Annotated in this window: 21 protein-coding genes; 9 read left to right on the top strand and 12 right to left on the bottom strand. The window is 23.8% G+C overall.

Features of this window, described 5'->3' with window-relative positions; all coding sequences use genetic code 11:
• Nucleotides 1-4 precede the first annotated feature (4 nt).
• From MarbSA_RS06225 to MarbSA_RS06205, 5 genes are all read right to left on the bottom strand, one after another.
• On the bottom strand, nucleotides 5-1285 hold the full coding sequence (locus MarbSA_RS06225) for a glycosyltransferase family 2 protein (protein ID WP_221061191.1): 1281 nt from the start codon (nucleotides 1283-1285) through the stop codon (nucleotides 5-7).
• A gap of 268 nt (nucleotides 1286-1553) precedes the next feature.
• On the bottom strand, nucleotides 1554-2183 hold the full coding sequence (locus tag MarbSA_RS06220) for a polysaccharide pyruvyl transferase family protein (protein ID WP_221061190.1): 630 nt from the start codon (nucleotides 2181-2183) through the stop codon (nucleotides 1554-1556).
• 49 nt (nucleotides 2184-2232) lie between these two features.
• A complete protein-coding gene (locus MarbSA_RS06215) occupies nucleotides 2233-2580 on the bottom strand; it encodes a hypothetical protein (protein WP_221061189.1) in 348 nt (115 codons plus the stop codon).
• A gap of 486 nt (nucleotides 2581-3066) precedes the next feature.
• Complete coding sequence (locus tag MarbSA_RS06210) at nucleotides 3067-3282, bottom strand: hypothetical protein (RefSeq protein WP_221061188.1); 216 nt, start codon at nucleotides 3280-3282, stop codon at nucleotides 3067-3069.
• A 249-nt stretch (nucleotides 3283-3531) separates the two neighbouring features.
• Nucleotides 3532-4173: a hypothetical protein gene (locus tag MarbSA_RS06205; RefSeq protein ID WP_221061187.1), complete on the bottom strand. Its 642-nt coding sequence runs from the start codon at nucleotides 4171-4173 to the stop codon at nucleotides 3532-3534.
• 477 nt (nucleotides 4174-4650) lie between these two features.
• Here MarbSA_RS06205 and hacA point away from each other — a divergent pair, with 477 nt between their 5' ends.
• From hacA to MarbSA_RS06180, 5 genes are all read left to right on the top strand, one after another.
• Complete coding sequence (gene hacA, locus MarbSA_RS06200) at nucleotides 4651-5898, top strand: homoaconitase large subunit (protein WP_221061186.1); 1248 nt, start codon at nucleotides 4651-4653, stop codon at nucleotides 5896-5898.
• A 24-nt stretch (nucleotides 5899-5922) separates the two neighbouring features.
• Nucleotides 5923-6393 (top strand): 3-isopropylmalate dehydratase small subunit, encoded by a 471-nt coding sequence (locus tag MarbSA_RS06195; protein ID WP_054834617.1) that lies wholly within the window; start codon nucleotides 5923-5925, stop codon nucleotides 6391-6393.
• A gap of 290 nt (nucleotides 6394-6683) precedes the next feature.
• Nucleotides 6684-8012 carry a CDP-glycerol glycerophosphotransferase family protein gene (locus MarbSA_RS06190; RefSeq protein ID WP_221061185.1) on the top strand — a complete coding sequence of 443 codons (1329 nt, stop codon included), beginning with the start codon at nucleotides 6684-6686 and terminating at the stop codon, nucleotides 8010-8012.
• A 142-nt stretch (nucleotides 8013-8154) separates the two neighbouring features.
• The gene (locus MarbSA_RS06185; RefSeq protein ID WP_221061184.1) at nucleotides 8155-9285 is read left to right on the top strand and encodes a glycosyltransferase; all 1131 of its coding nucleotides are present in this window, start codon (nucleotides 8155-8157) and stop codon (nucleotides 9283-9285) included.
• A gap of 124 nt (nucleotides 9286-9409) precedes the next feature.
• A complete protein-coding gene (locus tag MarbSA_RS06180) occupies nucleotides 9410-10426 on the top strand; it encodes a hypothetical protein (RefSeq protein WP_054834621.1) in 1017 nt (338 codons plus the stop codon).
• A 106-nt stretch (nucleotides 10427-10532) separates the two neighbouring features.
• Here the strand turns inward: MarbSA_RS06180 and MarbSA_RS06175 are convergent, their stop codons facing one another.
• The 7 genes from MarbSA_RS06175 to MarbSA_RS06145 all read right to left on the bottom strand — a co-directional run bounded on the left by MarbSA_RS06175 (nucleotide 10533) and on the right by MarbSA_RS06145 (nucleotide 16597).
• Nucleotides 10533-11396, bottom strand: coding sequence for a zinc dependent phospholipase C family protein (locus MarbSA_RS06175; protein WP_054834622.1), 864 nt, complete (start codon nucleotides 11394-11396; stop codon nucleotides 10533-10535).
• Between the two features lie 119 nt (nucleotides 11397-11515).
• Nucleotides 11516-11803, bottom strand: a complete 288-nt coding sequence (locus MarbSA_RS06170) for a hypothetical protein (RefSeq protein ID WP_054834623.1) — start codon at nucleotides 11801-11803, stop codon at nucleotides 11516-11518.
• An 11-nt stretch (nucleotides 11804-11814) separates the two neighbouring features.
• The gene (locus MarbSA_RS06165; RefSeq protein WP_156314548.1) at nucleotides 11815-11952 is read right to left on the bottom strand and encodes a hypothetical protein; all 138 of its coding nucleotides are present in this window, start codon (nucleotides 11950-11952) and stop codon (nucleotides 11815-11817) included.
• A 183-nt stretch (nucleotides 11953-12135) separates the two neighbouring features.
• Nucleotides 12136-12399 (bottom strand): TFIIB-type zinc ribbon-containing protein, encoded by a 264-nt coding sequence (locus tag MarbSA_RS06160; protein ID WP_054834624.1) that lies wholly within the window; start codon nucleotides 12397-12399, stop codon nucleotides 12136-12138.
• A 70-nt stretch (nucleotides 12400-12469) separates the two neighbouring features.
• A complete protein-coding gene (locus MarbSA_RS06155) occupies nucleotides 12470-12904 on the bottom strand; it encodes a hypothetical protein (RefSeq protein ID WP_221061183.1) in 435 nt (144 codons plus the stop codon).
• Between the two features lie 1501 nt (nucleotides 12905-14405).
• Entirely contained in the window at nucleotides 14406-15233 is an 828-nt protein-coding gene (locus tag MarbSA_RS06150; protein WP_221061182.1) for an AAA family ATPase, read from the bottom strand.
• Between the two features lie 380 nt (nucleotides 15234-15613).
• Entirely contained in the window at nucleotides 15614-16597 is a 984-nt protein-coding gene (locus MarbSA_RS06145; RefSeq protein WP_221061181.1) for a hypothetical protein, read from the bottom strand.
• A gap of 493 nt (nucleotides 16598-17090) precedes the next feature.
• Here MarbSA_RS06145 and MarbSA_RS06140 point away from each other — a divergent pair, with 493 nt between their 5' ends.
• The 4 genes from MarbSA_RS06140 (at nucleotide 17091) to ribH (ending at nucleotide 21583) form a co-directional block, all read left to right on the top strand.
• The gene (locus MarbSA_RS06140; RefSeq protein ID WP_221061180.1) at nucleotides 17091-18323 is read left to right on the top strand and encodes a glycosyltransferase family 2 protein; all 1233 of its coding nucleotides are present in this window, start codon (nucleotides 17091-17093) and stop codon (nucleotides 18321-18323) included.
• Between the two features lie 15 nt (nucleotides 18324-18338).
• A complete protein-coding gene (locus MarbSA_RS06135) occupies nucleotides 18339-19349 on the top strand; it encodes an isocitrate/isopropylmalate family dehydrogenase (protein ID WP_054835079.1) in 1011 nt (336 codons plus the stop codon).
• A 138-nt stretch (nucleotides 19350-19487) separates the two neighbouring features.
• Complete coding sequence (locus MarbSA_RS06130) at nucleotides 19488-20696, top strand: aminotransferase class V-fold PLP-dependent enzyme (protein WP_244987855.1); 1209 nt, start codon at nucleotides 19488-19490, stop codon at nucleotides 20694-20696.
• 470 nt (nucleotides 20697-21166) lie between these two features.
• Nucleotides 21167-21583: a 6,7-dimethyl-8-ribityllumazine synthase gene (gene ribH, locus MarbSA_RS06125; RefSeq protein WP_054835469.1), complete on the top strand. Its 417-nt coding sequence runs from the start codon at nucleotides 21167-21169 to the stop codon at nucleotides 21581-21583.
• Nucleotides 21584-21813 lie beyond the last annotated feature (230 nt).

The raw sequence follows: 21813 nt of genomic DNA, 5'->3' as shown, positions 1-21813 counted from the left end.
CGTTCTATTCTGATTTTCCATTATTTTCATTTTTAAAAGCTTTGGCAAATAATCTTAATGGTTTTGTTATTTTCCAACTATTAGAGTTTTTAATTTTTAATATTTCTTTTTTATTCTTATTAATTAGATTTTTTTGAGATTTAATTTTTGATTCATATTTTTTAATTTTTTTATTATTTTTTATATTCTGTTTTTTATATGTGTCAATACTTTTTTCATACTTCTGAATTTTTTCACAATAATATTTGAGATTTATATTATTATAATTAATTTCTCTAGCTTGTTCATTTATTTTATTCTTCAAATCTATTTCAACATAATACTCAGAGTCTAAAGTATTAAAATATAAGTTATGAAAGATATCTGGTAATTTATCAATTTTTTCTTTTTTTAAATGGATATCAAGAAGCCCTCTTTTAAATTTTTCAAAGAATTTTTGCTTATATTCTTCATTGATTTTATAAAACCATGAATTAAATAGATGAAGATAAAATAATAAAAATTCATAATCATAATAATTAAAGAGGTCATTTTTTATTAGAAACTCTTTTATTAAATTTATAGCTATAAATACATCAAAAACCTTTTCTCTAGTATTATTCATTATAGAATTTGAGTTAGATCGCCTATATAGATATAAACCTTCATTACAATAGGATATCCGTTCTGCCCTAATTATTACTTGAACATGGAAAAAAAGGTCTTCAAAAATTCTATGTTTTGGGAAATAAAAATCATCATATTTATATAGAAAACTTTTTTTGTAGAGTTTTGACCAAGCTGAGAAATAACTATTTAAAACACATTCTTTTATTTCATATGCTTTGAATGTTAAGTTGTTAAAATTTTCAGAATTTTTAAGTGAATTAAAAGCATTACATGAAATACATGGATCAAAAACTCTGTTTTCATTGAAATCACAAAAATTAAAAAAGACTAGCTCAGAATCATTTGATAATGCATTTCCATAGACTTTTTCACATGCATCATTTTTTATATAGTCATCAGAATCAACGAATAATATATATTCCCCAGAGGAATTATCTAAACCAGTTTTTCTCGCTGCACCTAAACCTTCATTTTTCTTTGTTATAATTCTGATTCTATTATCATTTGCAGCGTATTCTTCTAAAATTTTCAATGAATTATCAGTAGATCCATCATTAACACAGATGATTTCAATATCTTCTAAACTCTGATTGATGATACTATCTAAGCAATTAGACAAATATTTTTCAACATTATAAACAGGCACAATAACTGAAATCTTGATGTTATCTACCATAATATCTCCTTAATACAACCATTAATCAATAAAAACTTAATTTACAATAACAACTTAATACATAACATGAATATTTCATTAAATATATTCATTAAACATGTTTAATTATATAATTCTAAGTTATTTATTTTTATGCTTTTTATAATATTTTTATATTATTATAGTATAATTATATTAGTATACTATATTAGCATAGTTTATACTAGTATAATCCTTCAAAATTAATATATTTCAAATAATATAATTAATTAAGATTGTATTATTAATTCTAAAATCGTTTTAAATTTCTAATATTTCTAAAGAGTTTAGTCATTCGCCAACTATTAGAAGAGTATATTGCATTAAGTTTATCTTGATGTTTTTTATTTATTTTTTTTAACTTTTCATTTTTAGCTTTTATTTTCTCATTTTGAATATTAATAGTTTTATTAGCTAAATCAAGTTTATTTTCAGTCTCTTTTAAAATATAATCATTATAATAAGCATACTTATTGACACTTGTTGTATTTTTCCCTAATAAAGACAAATAAAATTCAACACCGTTGGATTTTTTTCTGTCATTTTCATTTAAATGGCCAGTAAATCGTTGGCATTTGCTTATAAGATTTTTTCTTATTTTTAGATAGTTATTTTTATTAGAAGGAGGGTTTTCAACATCAAATATATTATAATTCTGAAAATAGTCATCAATTTCAGTAGTATATAATAACTCCTTTAATCCTGAAAATCTATCTTTATCGAAGTTATAATTATCTAATAAAAGAACTGGTGTGTTAAAAGCTAAGCATGGGAGTGCAACATGAAGCCTATTGGTTATTACACATGAAGCAGACTGATATAAATTTAATAAATCTTCTGCTAAAGAAAATTTTTCATTTGGTGTATATAATGTACTCAAAGATTTAAATGAAGGAAGAGATACATCAACTGGAAGAAGATGAGTGATATCAATGATTTTTTTTTTTAGTTTTAGTTTTTAAAAATGAGATTATTTCTTTTGGAGCATCTACTGCAATAATGAAATCTTTATTATTAATATTTGGATTTTTATCTAAAGTTAAAGTTAAACAACCGGAAAAATATGAGGGAATATCATTATCATTTAAAAAATTCATTGTAGAAAAGCTACGAGCTCCAACAGGACCATATTTTATCAGATATTCACGACTTTTGTCTGAAAGAAATGTGTTTAAAGTCCTTTCATCATTCGTATTGATATGTATAGATATCAATAGTGGATAAATTGAATTTGAAGGAGGCCATGAAGTATGATTATCAAGATACCATGAATTCATAATAGTTTTAACTTTTTCTTCAGTCTTAAACTTGGGTAATTCTTCATGCTCAATAAAATAATCTACCTTTGGTAAAAATTTACGTGCAGCTATGCTTTGAATTTCATTCCCAATATTTTTTGTATACCCATACTTTATTAGTCCAAACTTAATTTAAAAATCTCCTTGATTATGCTAATCAAATAAATTATCTAAATCAATAATTTCTATTTTATTATCTTAAAACCATGAAATTACTTCATTATGATTAACATCCATCTTCATAGCATTGTTTACATTTTTATTATTTTATTTTCCCCCGAAATAAATAATATATTTATTATAATTTTTTATTACTGTTATATATATACTTTTCTTTTAAAATTTGACTTTGAAGTTTGATTATAGACTAAACCATTAAAATGATTCATCTAATTCATATTAATTGTTGTAAAACACATATAGCCTCATATTCAAATTATTATATACAATCTATCAATAGAAGTTTTAATTCTTTAATTTCAAATTTACTTCCAAAAACCAATTTAAATTTTCATTATCCTTCCAATATTCTTTATTTTCCAAAAATTTTTCTTGAATAGATAACCATAAGACATTTGTTACTTTATTTTTAGAAAACCCATTAATATTTTCTTTTATGTTTTCAAATGTTTTATTATCCACTTTAAATCCAAAGAGATTTGGATCCTTTTTTTCAGCCAATATCCCCATTATTGTTCTAGAACATTTTTCACATAAGCTACAGTTTTTTCCACTAGTATTTTCCCAGCAAACATGTAAATAATCAGTTTTATTATTATTTTCTAAAAAATTAGTTATGATTCTAATTTTATCTTGTCTAGAATTTTCTACACCATCATGATTAACATTTCCATTTTTTGCAAATTTAAATTCATTATCAGTACTTAGACAAGAAGCACATGGTATTTCATTTACTCCATAAATTTTAGATTATGAATAAGAATAAGTACTTGGAATTAAAACATTGTTAATTTTATATAAATATGCATATGGAATAGCATGGCTGATAATACTCATTCCATGTTGTAATCCATGCCACCAATTATCATCGAGCTGTTCTTGAAATTTGTTTGAAAGATTTTGTGTGTTAAGTAATCTTCTAAAGTCTGATTTAATAAATAGTCTTTTTAATCCGAATTCTTCTGAAAAATCTGTCAATTTCCTACCAATATAATTCAATCCAACTTCTTCTTCTAAAGGAATATCAGATCCCCTAATATTAACCAATATAGGATTCTTATCAATATTATTGATTATTGTACTTGTAGAATCAACCCCTAAGCTAAAAAATGATAAATATTTTTCATTATAATTAATTTCATAGTCAATAATATTTTTAACTATTAGTTTCCCTTTAAAATCACATTTAGGATATAAATCTGAATATTTATTTTTAATTCTATTAATACTTTCATAAAAAGTCTTATCTAATTCATCAATGATAATTGTCGTATCAAACATCCAAGATACTGGTAAAACATTGCATAATATAGGTATTATCAATATGCCTTCTGGAACCTCATTTAAGTTTCTATCAATGTTTAAATATTCTACAAATGAAGTTTTTTGCATGAAAAAAATCATTTAAATTTTTACTTGTTTTCAAACTAAATTTTATAGTATTATTTGAAATTTTTGGAATATTAATACTAATAAAATTATTTTTATAAAGATTAAAAGCATTATAAATCATGTTTTTTAACATTATTTAAGCCTCATTAAAAGAAAATTAAAAATTATCACAATTGTTTATATAAATGTTAAGCAATAATAATTAAATACACTAAGATTAAATAAAATTATATTATTTTATAAACATAATATTATTAAATATTTTTAGTAACTAATTATTATAATTAAGTATTATGTTATTATTATATTTAAAGTTATTAATATAGGATAAAATATAGTTTATTGTATAAGAATAAGTGACAAATAATTATCAAATTATAATAATTATCATTAAATACTATAAATAATACAAAATCTTTATGTTTTATGAATTATCTTAATAAAATTACCTTAATAAATATTTGGAGAATAATAATCATGTCAATGACAATGTCCGAGAAAATATTAGCTAAAGCATCGAATAAATCTTCATCTGAAGCTGGTGAGATAGTTATGGCTAATATTGATGTAGCTATGACTCATGATTTAACTGGACCTCTTTCGGTTGAATCATTTAGAAAAATAGGAACTGAAAAAGTTTGGGACCCTAGTAAAATTGTTATCCCTTTTGATCATCAAGTACCTGCTGATTCATTAGATGCAGCTAATAATCATATTATTATGAGAGAGTTTGTGAAAGAACAAGGAATAGAAAGCTTTTATGATGTTAATGAAGGAGTTTGCCATCAAATATTGCCTGAATTAGGTCATGTTGTTCCAGGAGAAGTAATAGTTGGAACCGATTCTCATACTTGTACTCATGGTGCATTAGGTGCTTTTGCAACTGGAATTGGATCTACTGATATGGCCATGGTATTTTCAACTGGTCAGTTATGGTTTAAAATTCCAGAAACTATTAGATTTAATATTGAAGGTACTTTAAATGAAAATGTTTATGCAAAGGATGTAGTTTTAAACATCATAGGTAAAGTTGGAGCTGATGGTGCAACCTATAAAGCATGCGAATTTGCAGGAGAAACTGTATCTAACATGAGTGTTTCTGATAGGATGGTTCTTTGTAATATGGCTATTGAAATGGGTGGTAAAACTGGTCTTGTAGAACCAGATGATAAAACTTTAAATTATGTCAAAGCTAGGTCTAATAAACCATTTGAAGTTTTTAAAACTGATTTAGAAGCTCCATCTCTTGAAATTATTGATATTGATGTAAATAATCTTGAACCTCAAATAGCTTGTCCTCATAATGTTGATAATGTTAAACCAGTTAGTGAAGTTGACAAAGAGATTGATCAAGTTTTCTTAGGTTCATGTACTAATGGAAGAATAAGTGATCTTAGACAAGCTGCTAAGATATTAAAAGGAAATAAAATAGCTAATGGTGTTAGAATGCTTGTTATTCCTGCTTCAAAAGAAGTTTATACTAAAGCTCTTAATGAAGGATTAATAAATATTTTTGTTGATTCTGGAGCATTGGTTTGTAATCCTTGTTGTGGCCCTTGTCTTGGAGGTCATGTTGGTCTTATTGGACCAGGAGAAGTTAGTCTTTCAACTTCTAATAGAAACTTTAAAGGAAGACAAGGTAGTCCAGAAGGGGAAGTTTATTTATCTTCAGCTTCAGTAGCTGCTTCTTCAGCTATTGAAGGAAAAATAGTAGCTCCAAAATAATTAAGTTAACAAGGAAGTGTAATAATGAAAGGAAAAGTTTGGAAATTTGGAGATGACATTGATACAGACATCATCATTCCTGGAAGATATTTAGTAGTAACTGACCCTAATAAATTAGCTAAACATTGTATGGAAGGTTTAGATTCTGATTTTTGTGGTAAAATTAATAAAGGAGATTTTATTGTAGCTGGAAAAAACTTTGGTTGTGGTTCTTCACGTGAACATGCGCCACTCGCTCTTCAAGGAGTTGGAATTGGAGCTGTAATAGCTGAATCTTTTGCAAGAATATTTTATAGAAATGCTACAAATGTTGGAATTCCTCTTCTTGAAGCTCCAGGCATAAGTAAAGCTTTAGAGGAAGGAGAAAAAATAGAAGTCAATATGAAAAAAGGAGTAATTATATCTGAAAGTGGAAAAGAATACAAATTCAAAAAATTACCTCCATTTATGCTTGAAATCCTTGAAAAAGGTGGTTTAATACCTTATTTAAAATAAAAAAGCTAATATGAAAATATTTTATTTGATTGAATTATTATAATTATTATTTTAATAATATTCTTTCTTGAAAATATATTCACAAAGAAGTTTTGATATAATTAATCATTATTTGCTTCTATTTAGTATTTAATTCTGTATAATTAATATATAATTAATAAAATTACATATAAATTAATCGATAGTTTAAAATATTATTAGAATAAAAACTGATTATAGCGAATTAATAGTAAAACTATATAATTATTATTGATAATATTAATTATCAGCTCTAAAATAGAGGTCAATGAATGAATTTTTTAAAAAAAATTTTGCTAGGTAATAGTTATACAAAAAAAGCTAAATATAAATACAATACTTTATCAAAAAAGTTAGATTATATTACAATACAGAATAATCTTACGACTATTCGAAACAAGAAGAAAATTAATGTTATTTTTATTTTTTATTTTAGAACAAGTGGCATGGATTCATTAATTGATTTATTAAACAAAGATGAATCATTTAATGTTACAGTTTTACTAGTTCCTTTTAAAACCATTAGTTATAATGTATATAAAAATGATAGACTTCATGATTCCCAATTAGAAGAATATAATGATAATTATAATTATTTTAAAAGTAAAGGGTTTAATACTATTAAAGCTTATGATGAAAGTACTAATTCTTTAATAGATATAGAACTTGAATTAATGCCCGATATAATTTTCTATATGAGTCCATGGGAAGGAATATTACCTCCAGAATATAGAATGCATAATTTACCTCAGAATATTATCTACTGTTATATACCTTATTCAATGTACCTTTCTAAATTAAAAAATGATCAATTTAATCGTCCTTTACAAAAAAAAGCTTGGAAAATATTTGCTCAAACACCATTACATAAACAATTAGCTATTAAATATTCTAATAATAAGGGTTCTAATGTTCTTGTAACAGGATATCCAAAAATGGATCCTTTAATCAAAAATACAGAAGGAAATATGCCAAAAATTTGGAAAAGCGAAGGTTCAGAAAAGATAAGGATTATATGGGCTCCACACTACTCAATTGGAAAAGATGAAAATGTTAAACTTGCATTTTCGACTTTTGAATATAATTATAAATTTTTCTACGAATATGCTAAAAAACATCCAGAAATTGAGTGGATATTTAAACCTCATCCAAAATTAATATATGCTGGAGAGAGGATGCCTGATAATGAGAATTTTAAACTTGAAAATCTCAAAGAATATTATAAAAAATGGGATGAATTGCCTAATGCCACAGTATATGAAAGAGGAGATTATTTAAATGTTTTTAAAAATTCTGATGCTATGATAACTGATTCTATTTCATTTTTAGCAGAATATTTATATGCAAAACATCCAGGACTATTATTAACTCGTCCAGAACAAGAATTTAATGAATTTGGAGAGATAATAAAAGAGGGATGGTATAAATCTGATGGTAAAGATTTAGATGGAATTGAAAAATTCATTAATGATGTTTTAATTGAAGGAAAAGATAATTTGAAAAATGAAAGAGATAATATTTATTTTGCTTATTTAAATAAAAATGGTGTTTCTGCATCTCAAAACATTTATAAATATCTTAAAAAAACATTAGTGGATTAATGATATATAATTATATTATTATTTATAAAATAGATAAAAATCATTTAGCTATTATTCGAAATTAAGTTATAAATTTTATATTAATGAATTATTTTATAATAGTTGACTATTATTTAAATTAAGGTGAGTTAGAGGTTTATTTATGGACAATGTTAAAATTTCAGTTATCATTCCTGTTTACAATGCTGAAAAATATCTTAAACAATGTTTAAATAGCATTACTAAACAAACTTTAAGAGATATTGAAATTATTTGTATTAATGATGGATCTACTGATAATTCTCTTAAAATTCTTAGAGAATATGCTGAAAAGGATGAAAGATTCAAAATTATCAATCAAAAAAATGCTGGTGCAGGATCTGCAAGAAACGTAGGTTTAGATAATGCTACTGGAGAGTATGTAAGTTTTATTGATGCAGATGATTGGATTAAGCACAAATTATACAAAAAACTCTATTCAATTGCTGAAAAAGAAAATTTAGATATTATAATGTTTAAAATGATTAATTACGATCATGAAAAGGACAAGTTATATGAAACAAATTATTATAATCTTTCAGAGCTAAAAAAATGGTTTGATGGATCTTTATTCAGTGAAAAAATAACTAAAAATAAAATATTCAATATGTCGGTTTCACCAGGAGGGAAATTTTATAAGCGAAGCCTAATTGAAAGTATTAATGCTCGTTATCCAGAAGGAATAATATTTGAAGACACTCCTTTTTATATGGAAACCTATTTAAATGCTAAACGTTGCAAAATAATTAATGAATATCTATATTTTAGAAGACGAAGTGAAAAATCTGTTACTACTCAATTTGACAAACACTATGAAGATATAATATATATGAGTAATATTCTTATAGATTTATTCAAGAAACATGATAAATACAAATCATATAAAAAAGGATTATTTAACTTTAAAATTGCATTTATTCGTAAAAAATATAATGATATTTTTAAAAACAGAGAAAAACTATTTTATTTAATAAAAAAAAATTTTTTGAAAATGAATAAAGAGGATTTAAAAGAAGAAGACTTAGAAACATTTCTTTATCCATATAATTACAAATTTTTCTCAGAAATTATTAATAACTCAGAAATTAATAAAAAATCAGATTTTGAAATATTTGAAGTATTAAACAAAATATCTGTTTTAAAAATAGAAAATGAAAAACTAAAGAAAGAAATCAGTAGACTAGAAAAAATTAAATCAAAAAAGATTATAAAAAATTTTTTAAGTTTGAAAAACAAATTTAAATATTCATTCTAATAAATTAAAGAATAATGATTAAATTAATAATTAAATTAATAATGTATATAAATGAAATATTTATATAATATTTGAAACCAAAAAAATATTGTAAAAATAAATTCAAGTAATTAGAGGCATTATATTGAAAAATTGGGTAGAAACTACATATAAAATGAATATTGATGAAATTTCAACATATAATTTTCCTAAAAACGAATATTTTGGTCTAAAAATTATTGAAAATAATGTTAAATATGAATTTATAATAAAAATATCAAGTGAAAGTAAAGGACTTTTATGTTTAGGTCCAGGAGTTATAGATCAAAAAACTAAAAGTATTCCTAGATTTCAAAGATATCGGTGGAAAGATGATTTTGAAGAATCTGTAATTTATTATTTTGACCCTACTTTATATTTAGATCCTAAATTAGGTGCATGTTGGTGTATGGGAACTAAAGATGATTGGTATTTAGAAAAAATTAGTAAAATTATAGAAAAAATTGTATACAATGGAAAAATTAAGAATGAAAACATATTATTTTATGGTACCTCTATGGGAGGTTTTGTATCAGCAATGCTTAGTACTATGATTAAAGGATCAAGTGCATTAGTAGGTAACTTTCAATACTCCATATTTAAAGTTCATGCCAAAAAATATCTTAATGATGTTAAAGAAGTTTGTTTTCAAAATTTAGATGATAAAACCCTTTTAGAAAAATATGAATATAGATTTAATCTAATAAAAATGTTTAAAAAAGAAAATTATGTACCTCCAATTATTTATTATGTAAATGCAAATTCCAAAGCAGATATATTATTACAATGCATTCCATTCATTAAAGGATTGGAAAAATTAGATTATTCTGATAATGATGTCGAAATTATAATATACCATGACCAAAATGGACATCAGTCAAGAATATCCTATGAAGAAGCTTATCCATTAATTCAGATGGTTTTAAAAAGAAAAATTTATAGATACTATAATAGAAGCTCTTTTCCTGATAAAAGAATAGAAGCACTTAGTAAAGAAAACCATACTCTTAAATTAGAATTAGAAAAAATTAAATCCCAGAATAATACTCAAAAGAAAACCAAAAAAAATAATAATATAATAAAAAAAATAAAAGAAAACTTATTGTTTATCAAAAATTTATAATATATGTTAAATGTTGGAAAATATCTTAATATTCATTATATTATAATATTTTGTAAAGAAAGGAAAGAGTGTAACTTAACACACACTACAAATAAACTAAGTCTTTTTATTCTGTGAATACTTCGAGACCAGACCTTAATAAGTATCTTTTTTGAATTGCTGCTGCAAAAGCATAATCTTGGGAAATTCTTTTTTTAGCAGTATTTGGTTTATTATCCTTATAATTATAATTCATCCAAATTTTCCATCGACCTTTAATATAATTCATAACAGTAGGATTTTTTAAAACATCGAATCCTTTTAAACCACCTACCCATCCAGTCAACATATCTGACATTGAAATATAATATTGTTGAACATTGTCATAGTCTTCACAATTATCAAAACTACTACAAAATACATTATTTGTAGCACCTTCATAAAGTCCATGTAGTCCACTATCTGAAATACGCTTCTTATTTTTGTCTTCTGCCACAGGACTTATTTGATACAGAAAATCATATTCAGGATGATTATATTCATCGCGTCCGACTAAATTATCCATATGTACTGGACAAGCAATATCTTGAACATAATGAAATGCTTTTCCAAGTTGGTAAGCAGCTTCCCTATATTTTCCACTATTGAAAGAAGATACTGCTTTATTACTAAGAAAATCTGCTTTACTTTTACAAAGGTCATAATTTAATTGGAAATGATTATCCTTCCATTCTTCATCTATTTCATCAGGATTATGCCATTCGTTAGTTTTATCACTGCTATTAAATAATGTTTCTTTATAAGGAGCTAATTTATTCTTAGCATTAGTTCCAAGCATATTATACAAAAGTCTATTTAAAAGTTGGTGACCGCCAGTTTTACCAGCAGCTGGTGGAATAGTAGCATCAGAATATTTTCCTACTCTCCAACAAAACATAAAAAGTACCCGTAGTACTAATCTTGCTTTTTTAATTTTATTTTCATATTTCATATTCTCAACTCCATTTTAAAATATTTATTATAAAAAAGACATTTAGCAAATTAACAATTAAAATATAAATTAAAAAGTAGTGTTATATGCCCTTTTTATAAAACTGATACATGACAATTTCATAATACTGTAATAAGTAATCCAACTATAACTGTCAATAATCCAGATAATATGGGTAATCCAATTCCAAATACCCATTTAAGAATATTTACTGAGCCTGTAAGTATATCAACAGTTTCTTTAAGGGTAATAATAATATCTTTTATATCTTTATCTTCTTTTTTTAATTCTTCAACATTATTTTCAATATTTTTAATTCTTTGTTTTTGACTAGAAAACTCTTGAGAACTAATTTTTTCTTGTCCTTTTGAAGGAATATATTGTTTATTGTTAAATTCCATCACCATTTATTCACCCTCTATTTTGTATCTTTAGACAAATATCCAACTAATCCACTAATACTCGCTATTAAAGTTTGATCATGCCCAAAAAATGCTCCAACAATTCCAAGAAACATGACCCCTGCAATTAAAATAGTTATATTGTTTATTTGCATATTTATACCTCTAATTATCCATTATAATTAGTAAAAATCGCCCATAATTTAACAAATTTAATAGAATATCATTGCATAATGTATTATAATGAGATTTAACTTATTTATTTTAAATTGATTCTAATAGTCTTAATTATAGTGTGAATTAATACCTATTAAGACTAGAAGAAATTTATTATAGTATTAATTTCTATAATCATTAAATCCTTGTCTTAATACTAATCCACATTTCTTACAAAAAAGTTCATCTCTTTTAGAATCATATTCAAGTTCATCACTATCACATATAAGATTAAAGTAATCTGTTTTTCTTTTAATTTGAGTATTGTTATTATTGAGATTATGATCAGGTCTTATGAAGATTTTTTCAAAAATAATCAAATTTTTATGTTTTTTTTGATGATTAAAAAGATTATTGTCCCAATTTTTATTTAATACAGATTTCATTATTTTCACCTCCACATCAATAACACATGTACTAGCAACGGGATAAATAAAGAATGAAAAATACATTGAATTATGTATTTTTATATCTAACTAAAGATTTTTTTTGGTAAAAATCGCACATTTTTGTTATCAGGGTCAAACAAGTTTTTTCAGTTAATTTATTCTCTTTAAAAACCTTATAATCAGCTAATTTAATTTTACTCAGGTTTGACTTCATTACATAAAAACATATTGTAGCTATTACCATTTCAACAGAACAATTCCTACACAATTCTTTAAAATCGCCGATATCTTGAATTATATAAAGTATTCTCTCTTTATCTGCCCCATTTATATTCAATCGCCCCATCATTATTTTTGCTATCCTGATTTTCTGTTTCATGTTCCAAGCAGATTTTCCTTCTTTTTTTTCCCTTCTTTTATTCCAAATTTCACCAGGTTGTTTAGTTTCATATTTATTTAACAAATACTCAATATTTCTATTTTTATTTAGTTTAATGCTCATTATATAACCTCATTTTCAGAATTAAATTTTTAAAAATATAACAATACATTTTAATCTGAAAAATAAAAAACTCTAATTCTGATAATTTAAAAAATTTAATATATATTAGAAATATTCTATATATAGATAATTTTTTCAAATAGTTTCACAAATTCCATTAAAATTACAATTAGTTCCTATAAAAAGTTTTTCTAGAACAAATTTAGTGTGTTTTTTGATGATTAAAATAAAAATTATCCAAATTTTTATTTAGTACATATTAATTATTTTCATCTACACACCAATAACACATGTACTAGCAACGAAATAATTATATAATAAATTCCATTCAAATTAAATACTATCAAAAATTGGATACTAAAGTTCTTATATAGATTTACAATTCTTTAAACACATGTTTAATAAAATATAAAGAATGTTTTATTTTTAGATTCAAATAAAAACTTATAATTGAATTAATCAATCAATATCTATTATTTTATCTTATTTTTATAAATAGACTACAGATTTCCCCTTGCATATAGCCTTAGCCCATCACCCACCCACCCACCCATCAATTCAATGTTGGCAAGTTAAACTTTTTTTATTTATAGTTTTAGGGCATTAGAACTATACCTTATTTGAAGGTTTTTTAGAGGTTAAAACATAGTTATTCATTAAATTACTGAAAATCTTCAATTTTCGATAATTAAAGGCTTAAAGTAGTGAAATTTACGATTATCTTAATAAAATGATGATAAACTTCCAAATAGCACCATAAAATATCAATGAAAAATAATTAGGATATAAAAATATGTGAACAACCCTTAAAATATTTAAAAATAATGAAATAATCTTAATATTTGATAAAAAGTACTTATCAATCAAATTTTTCCAATATACCTCATAAAAAACATTAGATTCATATTCAAAGTCAAAAAAGACAACTATAAATCCAAAACAATGAAATAAAGGGAAATTACAGAAAAATAAACTTAAAAATCAATGAAAAAGACTACAAATAATAAAAAACGCCAAAACCAAAGAAAAACTATTAAATGAGGAAAAGATTAAGTTTAAAAATTATTAAAATCCCCACAAAAAATAATAAAGTAATTTTAATAAGTACTTTACCAATAAAAGAAGTATCATATGATGAAATCAATAAATTGTATCGTCAAAGATGGAAAATTAAAAAATCATTTGAAATATAAAAAAACAAGCTATAAATAGAAAATATAAGCATTTACAGTAAAATATCAGTTGAACAAGACTTTTATTCATAAATATTAACCTATAACATAGTTCAAGACGTAAATAACAAAGCTAATGAAATTTTAAAAGAACAACAAAGGAAAAGCAATAAAAAAGAAAATCCAAAAAACAATAAAAAAAGGAATAAACGCGACTAAAAATCAATACAAACCGTTTAATAGGTTATTTCAGGGAAAATATCCTAAAAATAAATCAAAAATTGTAAAAAATAAAAAATTAGATATAATATCAGAACTTCTGGAAAAAATTAATATAAACAGTCTTCAGTAATTTTAGTGGAGCCATATGATTCTGCACGTTCTCCAGCTTTACACAACAATTTAATGCCATAACGTAGATCATTTCTCTCAAAAGTATAGTCACTAGCTAAATTAATAATTTTTTCAGAAATAACCCCTGAATAAAATCCTGAAGTACACCTATTTTTAAGAATATCAAATATTTGAGAATATGTATATCTAGGAAAATTAATTTCAACAGGATAAAAGCTAGAAACAACACTATCACTTAAAATAACATCTTTATATTGTGAAGATATAGTTACTACAGAAATTTTAACATTATTATATGTTTCATGGACTCTTAAAAGATTATATAGTGTTTTATTTAATTCTTTATCATTTTTTATAAAATCGAAATCATCTAGTGCTACAATTAATATATTATCTTTTTTTTTAATTTCTTTCATTATTTTTTCAAAGATATTAAAAGTAGATAATCCATTAACTATTATATTTTCTCCAAAAAATCTTTTATATATTTTTGTAAAAATCTTATATTCTGTTTTATTTATCTGACAGTTAATATGCACACAAATAACATTGTTAAATCTTTCTTCAATTAAATTAAAATATTTTAATATTGTGGAAGTCTTACCAGTCGCATATTTACCTATTAACATCATATTTTGAGGAAGTTTTCCATTTTTAAGACCTTTAGAAAATCTAATCATTTCATACAATTGTTTATCACGATATTTATAAACATCTGGTAGATAATTAGGGCTAAAAACGTCAATATCTCTAAAAATAGTTCCTGTTTCATTAATTATATTATCGAATGTTTGTTTATCCAAAGTAATCACCAGAGAAATATATTAAAAAAATAGAATATAAGCTGAATCCTAGCATTTGAAAAGTAATCTAATAATAAAAAACTAATAAATAACAATAATGAATTTGATTAAATTAAAATATCCTTTGAATATTAAAAATTAGGAGACTCACAATTATTTCTTCAATTAATATATACCAAGATGAACAATTTCTAAAAAATTTTATAATATGTTATTTTGTTCAAAAATACTTTAAATTTAGTTTTTTGCTTATTGAAGTTGTAATTGTGAGTCACCCTCAAAATATGATAAGAAAATTATTTAAAAAAGCAGAAAAACAAGATAAATATAAGAGAAAGACTAATTATAACTTTATATAGGGATTTATATTGATTTAATATCTAATTTTTCAACTTACTAAAAAATTTTTTTATGTTATCCACAATCTTTACAATTTTTCTTGATTTATACTCTTCTATAATTTTTTCATATTCTTTTAATTTATAATTTAAAGATTGGTTATTTGCATCATTCTCTGCATAATAATTATAAATATTTCTATCTAATACTAACTTAATTAATGGTATACATATCGATCTAGATAACCTTGCTGAATGACCATCTTCATCATGATATACAATTATTTCTACTTCATTATTATTAAAATCTGGGAATTTCCCTAATTCTTCAAGAAATGGGATGCATTGTTTATATAAATCCCTTTTAGATTGAGCATTGACAAGATAAATTATATGAGGAATGTATTTTTCTCTTTTAAAAAGATCAAATGTATTGAAACGATACCCATACTCTTTTAAAAGTGTTTCATCATCTAAGTCATTGAAACAATATTTTTTTATGTTATCAAATGGTCTTTGATAATGATTTGGAACAATTAATTGAGGATTACCTACTAGTGTAGTAGATTTTTTAAATAATGTAGAGAGCATTACTGATGAAAATCCCCCAGCTGATGTTCCATAAAATAAAATATCCTGATTTTTGATTTTATGATTAGCTGCTATTTTTGAAATTATCTCTGCAATTCTTTCAAGATACCAATCATCTTCAGTTCCCATATACCATCCTGTCTTTATTTCTTTATTAACATGAAAAGTAGGGTCTGCATAGTATATCAATGATTCTTGAAAGCTTTTATGCCAAGAATGTCGAGGGAAATCGGGAAGTTTAGCTTTTTCTCTTACCAATCCTCCTTTAGCACCAAAACAAATAAGTTTTTCACTTTTATCATTTAACTTTATCAAAAATTCATATTTAACATTATTTTTTAAGATTTTCAACCCAAATAGTTCATTTTTTGGGAAATTATAGGTAGATATTTCACTTATGTCTAATTCTAAAGTTGTATCAACTAAATCTTTCAATAAATCACCTTTATTGTATTAATAAATTATATGTTTAAAAATATGATGAAAATTAAAAACTATAATAATGATTAGAAATACATAAGTAAAATACATAATTTAAATTTATTGAAGTTTAAAATATATATTTTAATATTTTCAGTATTTGTTAAACAATAAATATATCGTTTAAACTAGTATATAAATTTAAATAATGCCCTATTTAAATCTTAATATTATAATAAATATTTTAAATAGAAATTAAATAAATACCTAATTTAAATAAATAACAAAAAATAATATCTAATAATTAAAATCTAACAAAATATATATTTAATAAAAATCATTGTGTAAGTATTACTGTAGAAAATAAAAATGTGAAATATTAAAATCTGAGTTTTAATCATATCATAAATTATTATTATCGTATTAATGATACAGATTTTATATTTTATATCCTATTAATCAGAAGTTATACAAATTGTAAATTAAATTTTTAGTTAGAGTGGATAAAATGGTTTATAAACTAAGTATAATCATCCCAACATATAATAGAGAAGAATATATAAAAAAAACTATCGATTCTGTTATTAACCAGACAATTGGATTTGAAAATATTGAGCTTATTATAATTGATGATAATTCTAAAGATAATACTCAACAAATCATTAATGAATATGCAAAAAAATATTCTAACATTAAATCAAAATATTTAGACGAAAATAGTGGATATCCAGGCAAACCCAGAAATATTGGAATTGAATTATCCACTTCAGATTATATAATTTTCTTAGACTCTGATGATTATTTTGAAAAGGATGCTTGTGAAATTTTATACGAAAAAATAAATAGTGAAAAAGCAGACCTTGTATTTGGATCATGTACTATACATAAACTTGGTAGAACACTTGATGGTACTCCAAAATACTTTAAAAATAAAGGTATTCTGAAATTTAATTCTAAAAATGATGAATTTATAAAAATAATCGAATTAATATCTCCTCAACTTCCTAAAAATATTTTTAGTAGAGAAATAATAGAAAAAAATAAAATTAGATTTCCTGAAAGGATTCCTGCACAAGATGCTGTGTTTATAATCGAATATTATTTTAGTTCAGAAAAAATTATTTATTTAACAGATTTCAATGTTTACAATTATATTTTCCATGAGGGTTCAATAACAACAACACAAAACCTAAAATACTTTAAAGGAGTTTTTAAAGCAGAAAATTATATTTTAGATATTTTTAAAAGTAATAATAGAGAAAAAGATTATAAATATCATTTAAATAGAAAAATTAATTTTTTCATTTCCCAAATTCTTTCAAATGAAATTGAAAAAAAAGGAGAATTAGAAGATGTTTTCAAATTATTTAGCAAATTTTTTAAAAAAATATCGATATATGATATTACTCCTAAAGATGATTTATACAAAATAGCATTATATTTAATAGAAAATAATGATATTGATAATTTTAATCATTTGAAACATATTAATAAAAAAGTTAAAAGACTTTGGAACAGTAATAAAACTCTGAAAACTAAAAATTCCAATATAAAAAGAAAAAATATTAATTTAAAAGAGAAAAATTCTAATATAAAAGAAAAAAATCTTGAATTAGTAGAAAAATACTGGAAATTAAGAGAAAAAAACGATTTATTTAAAGAACAGATTAAAGAATTACAATCAATAAAAGGTTGGGTCGGTTATAAAAAATCGGATATAATAAATAGGATTAAAAAATAATAATTTTGTGATAATATGTATAAAATAGCAGTTATTCCTGGAGATGGGATTGGAAAAGAAGTAATGGAAGCTACTTTAAATGTTTTAGAAGCTTTAGACATCGATTTTAAATTTGAATTTGGTGAAGCTGGTGATGAATGTAAAGAGAAAACTTGTGTTGCCCTTCCTCAAAAAACAATAGATTTAGTAAAAAATTCTGATGCTTGTTTATTTGGAGCTGCTGGTGAAACAGCTGCGGAGGTTATAGTTAGACTTCGCCAAGAAATGGATTTATTTGCTAATCTTAGACCTGTAAAGTCATATCCTGGAACTAAATCAATATTTGATGACCTTGATTTCATGATTGTTAGAGAAAATACTGAAGGGATGTATATTGGAGATGAAGATTATATTAAAGACGATGCAGGGAATATTACTGGAGCAACAGCTAAACGAGTCATAACAAGAGATGCATCAGAACGCATATGTGAATATGCTTTTAAATATGCAGAAGAAAATAACAGAAAAAAAGTTACAGGCGTACATAAAGCAAATGTATTGAAAAAAACTGATGGCTTGTTTAAAGAAGTATTTTATGAAGTAGGTAAAAAATATAAAAGTAAAGGCATTGAATATGAAGATTTTTATGTAGATGCAACAGCAATGTACTTATTAACTAGACCTAAAAGCTTTGATATTATTGTAACAACAAATCTTTTCGGAGATATCTTATCTGATGAAGGTGCTGGTCTTGTTGGTGGCCTTGGACTTATACCTTCAGCTAATATTGGTGAAGAAAGAGCATTATTTGAACCAGTTCATGGATCTGCACCAGACATAGCAGGGAAAGGTTTAGCTAATCCAACAGCTATGATATTATCAGCTATTATGATGCTTGAATATTTAGGTGAAAAAGAAACAGCTAATGCTATTGATAAAGCTGTTTTAAAAGTTTTATCAGAAAATAAAACTGTTACTAGAGATTTAGGTGGAAAATCTACTACAATAGAAATGTCTGAAGCTATAAAAGAAAAAATAAGATTTTAAAAAATAGTATAATAGGATTTTAAAGAATAAAATTCTAATAAAATTCTAAAAAACATAGTTTTAAAAAATAAAATTTAGATAAAAACAAAAATCATAGCTAAAAATATAATATTTAAATATTAAAATAGGAGGAATTTTTTGACTTCAATAGAAAACATTAGAAAAGATTTTCCTATTTTAAAAAATATAATTTATCTTGACTCTGCAAGTACTAGTCTCACCCCAAATCCTGTTGTTGAAGCTATTGATGATTATTACTATAATTATAATGCAAATATTGGTCGAGGAGCATATAAAACAGCTATTAAAACTGGGCAAAAAGTAGAAAATACAAGAGAAAAAATAGCTAATCTAATCAATGCTTCAAGTAATGAGATTATTTTTACTCAAAATACAACTAGTGCTATTAATATTGTAGCTAATGGTTTTTCTTTTGAAAAAAATGATAATATAATTATTTCAAACATTGAACATCATTCTAATTTTATTCCTTGGTTGAATGTTGAAAAAAGCACAAAAAATAATCTTTCAATTGATGTGAAAATAGCTGAAGCTGATTCAGACGGAATAATTGATTCATTAATAATTGATGAATTGATTGATAATAATACTAAAATAGTAGCTATTAGTCATGTTTCTAATTCTATTGGATCTTGTCAAGACATAGAAGAAATTTCAAAAATAGTTCATGAACATGAAAATGTTTATCTTTTAGTAGATGTTGCTCAATCAATTGGACATGAAAAAATTGATATTAAAAAATTTGATGCTGATTTCATAGCTGCTCCTGGACATAAAGGTCTGCTTGGACCTAGTGGAACTGGATTTTTATATGGAAAAAAAGAATTATTAAAAAAATTATCCCCAACAAATCTTGGTGGAGGGACAATTACAAGTCTTAAGAACAAAGATTTTAAATTAGAAGAAGTTCCTTATAGATTTGAAGGAGGAACTCAGAATATTAGTGGAATTATCGGCCTTGGAAGAGCTATAGAATACATTAACAGTATTGGCATTTCAAAAATTAAAGAACATACTCAATATTTAACACGAGAGCTTTATACTCTTTTATCTGAAATTGATAATGTTATTTTATATGGAGATCTTGAAAACATATTTAATATTGTTTCATTTAATATAAAAAACGTTAATCCATATGATGTTAGCAAAATACTTGATGAAACTGAGAATATTTGTGTTAGAAGTGGATTTCATTGCGCTATACCATCATTAAATCTAATCAATGCTAATGAGGGAACTGTAAGAGCTTCAATACATTGTTACAATAATTTAAATGATATAAAAAAGTTAGTTGATTGTGTAAATGAACTATCTAAATTTTTTTAATATGAATAATATAAGATGATTAACCTATAAATTAAAATACAAGTTTTAATAACAATAAAATAAACTATAAAATATTTATAAAATAAATATTTATAAAATTTCTATAATATTTTTTATGATATTTTTAATGTGGATTTTCTATAAAATTGGATTTTCTATAATATTTTTTATAAGATTATTATAGAAATTTTCTATAATATATCTAATAGAAAATTTTTATAATATTTTTAATAAATATTATTCTAACTAATAAATATTGATTTGGAGGCAAACAATGGATATAATAAAAATAGCAGCCATAATAATTATTTTAATTATGGTTATGAGTGCAGCTGCTGGTTTCTTACTTATGGTACAATAACATATAAAATAATATATAACATTAGAATTAATTTAAAAATTAATACTATTTATTAAATTGGACGAATATAAGATTAAATTATAACAACAAAATGTTTAGAGGTGTTTTTATGGTAAAGTATAGAATAGGAGCGGTTGTAGCTGAATTTAATTATGATTTAACCCATATGATGTTAGAATTAGCTAAAGAAGAAGCAAAAATTAGAGATTGTGAAATTGTGCAAGTTGTTCCAGTTCCTGGAGTATTCGATATGCCATTAGCTATTAAAAAATTATTAGAAAAAGAGGATATTGATACTGTAATTACTCTTGGTGCTGTTATTGAAGGCTCAACTGATCATGATCAAATAGTGGCACAACATGCTTCAAGAAAAATAGCTGATCTTTCACTAGAATTTGAAAAACCTGTTTCACTTGGAATAAGTGGACCGGGAATGACAAGATTAGATGCCCATAAACGTGTCGAATACGGTAAAAGAGCTGTAGAAGCAGCAGTTAAAATGTGTGATCGTTTGAAAGAAATCTAATTTTAATAAACTACTTCTTATTAAAATTTATTTTTAATAGATTTTATTATAGATTAATAGTTTTTATTAATTAATTTCTTATTAACTAATAAGTGATAAATTAAGTAATAATTAATATTAATCAATATAATATATTAACTTAATAATTAATAATATTAAATATATATTTATAAATTATAAAAGAATTTTTTATAAAAAATTTTATTTTTACATTATTATAAATCAATTAA

This window comes from Methanobrevibacter arboriphilus (genome assembly GCF_019669925.1).
In the GTDB taxonomy this organism is placed as follows: domain Archaea; phylum Methanobacteriota; class Methanobacteria; order Methanobacteriales; family Methanobacteriaceae; genus Methanobinarius; species Methanobinarius arboriphilus_A.
Note: the sequence above shows the minus strand (reverse complement) of the source record. Positions and strands in the feature narration are given on the sequence as shown.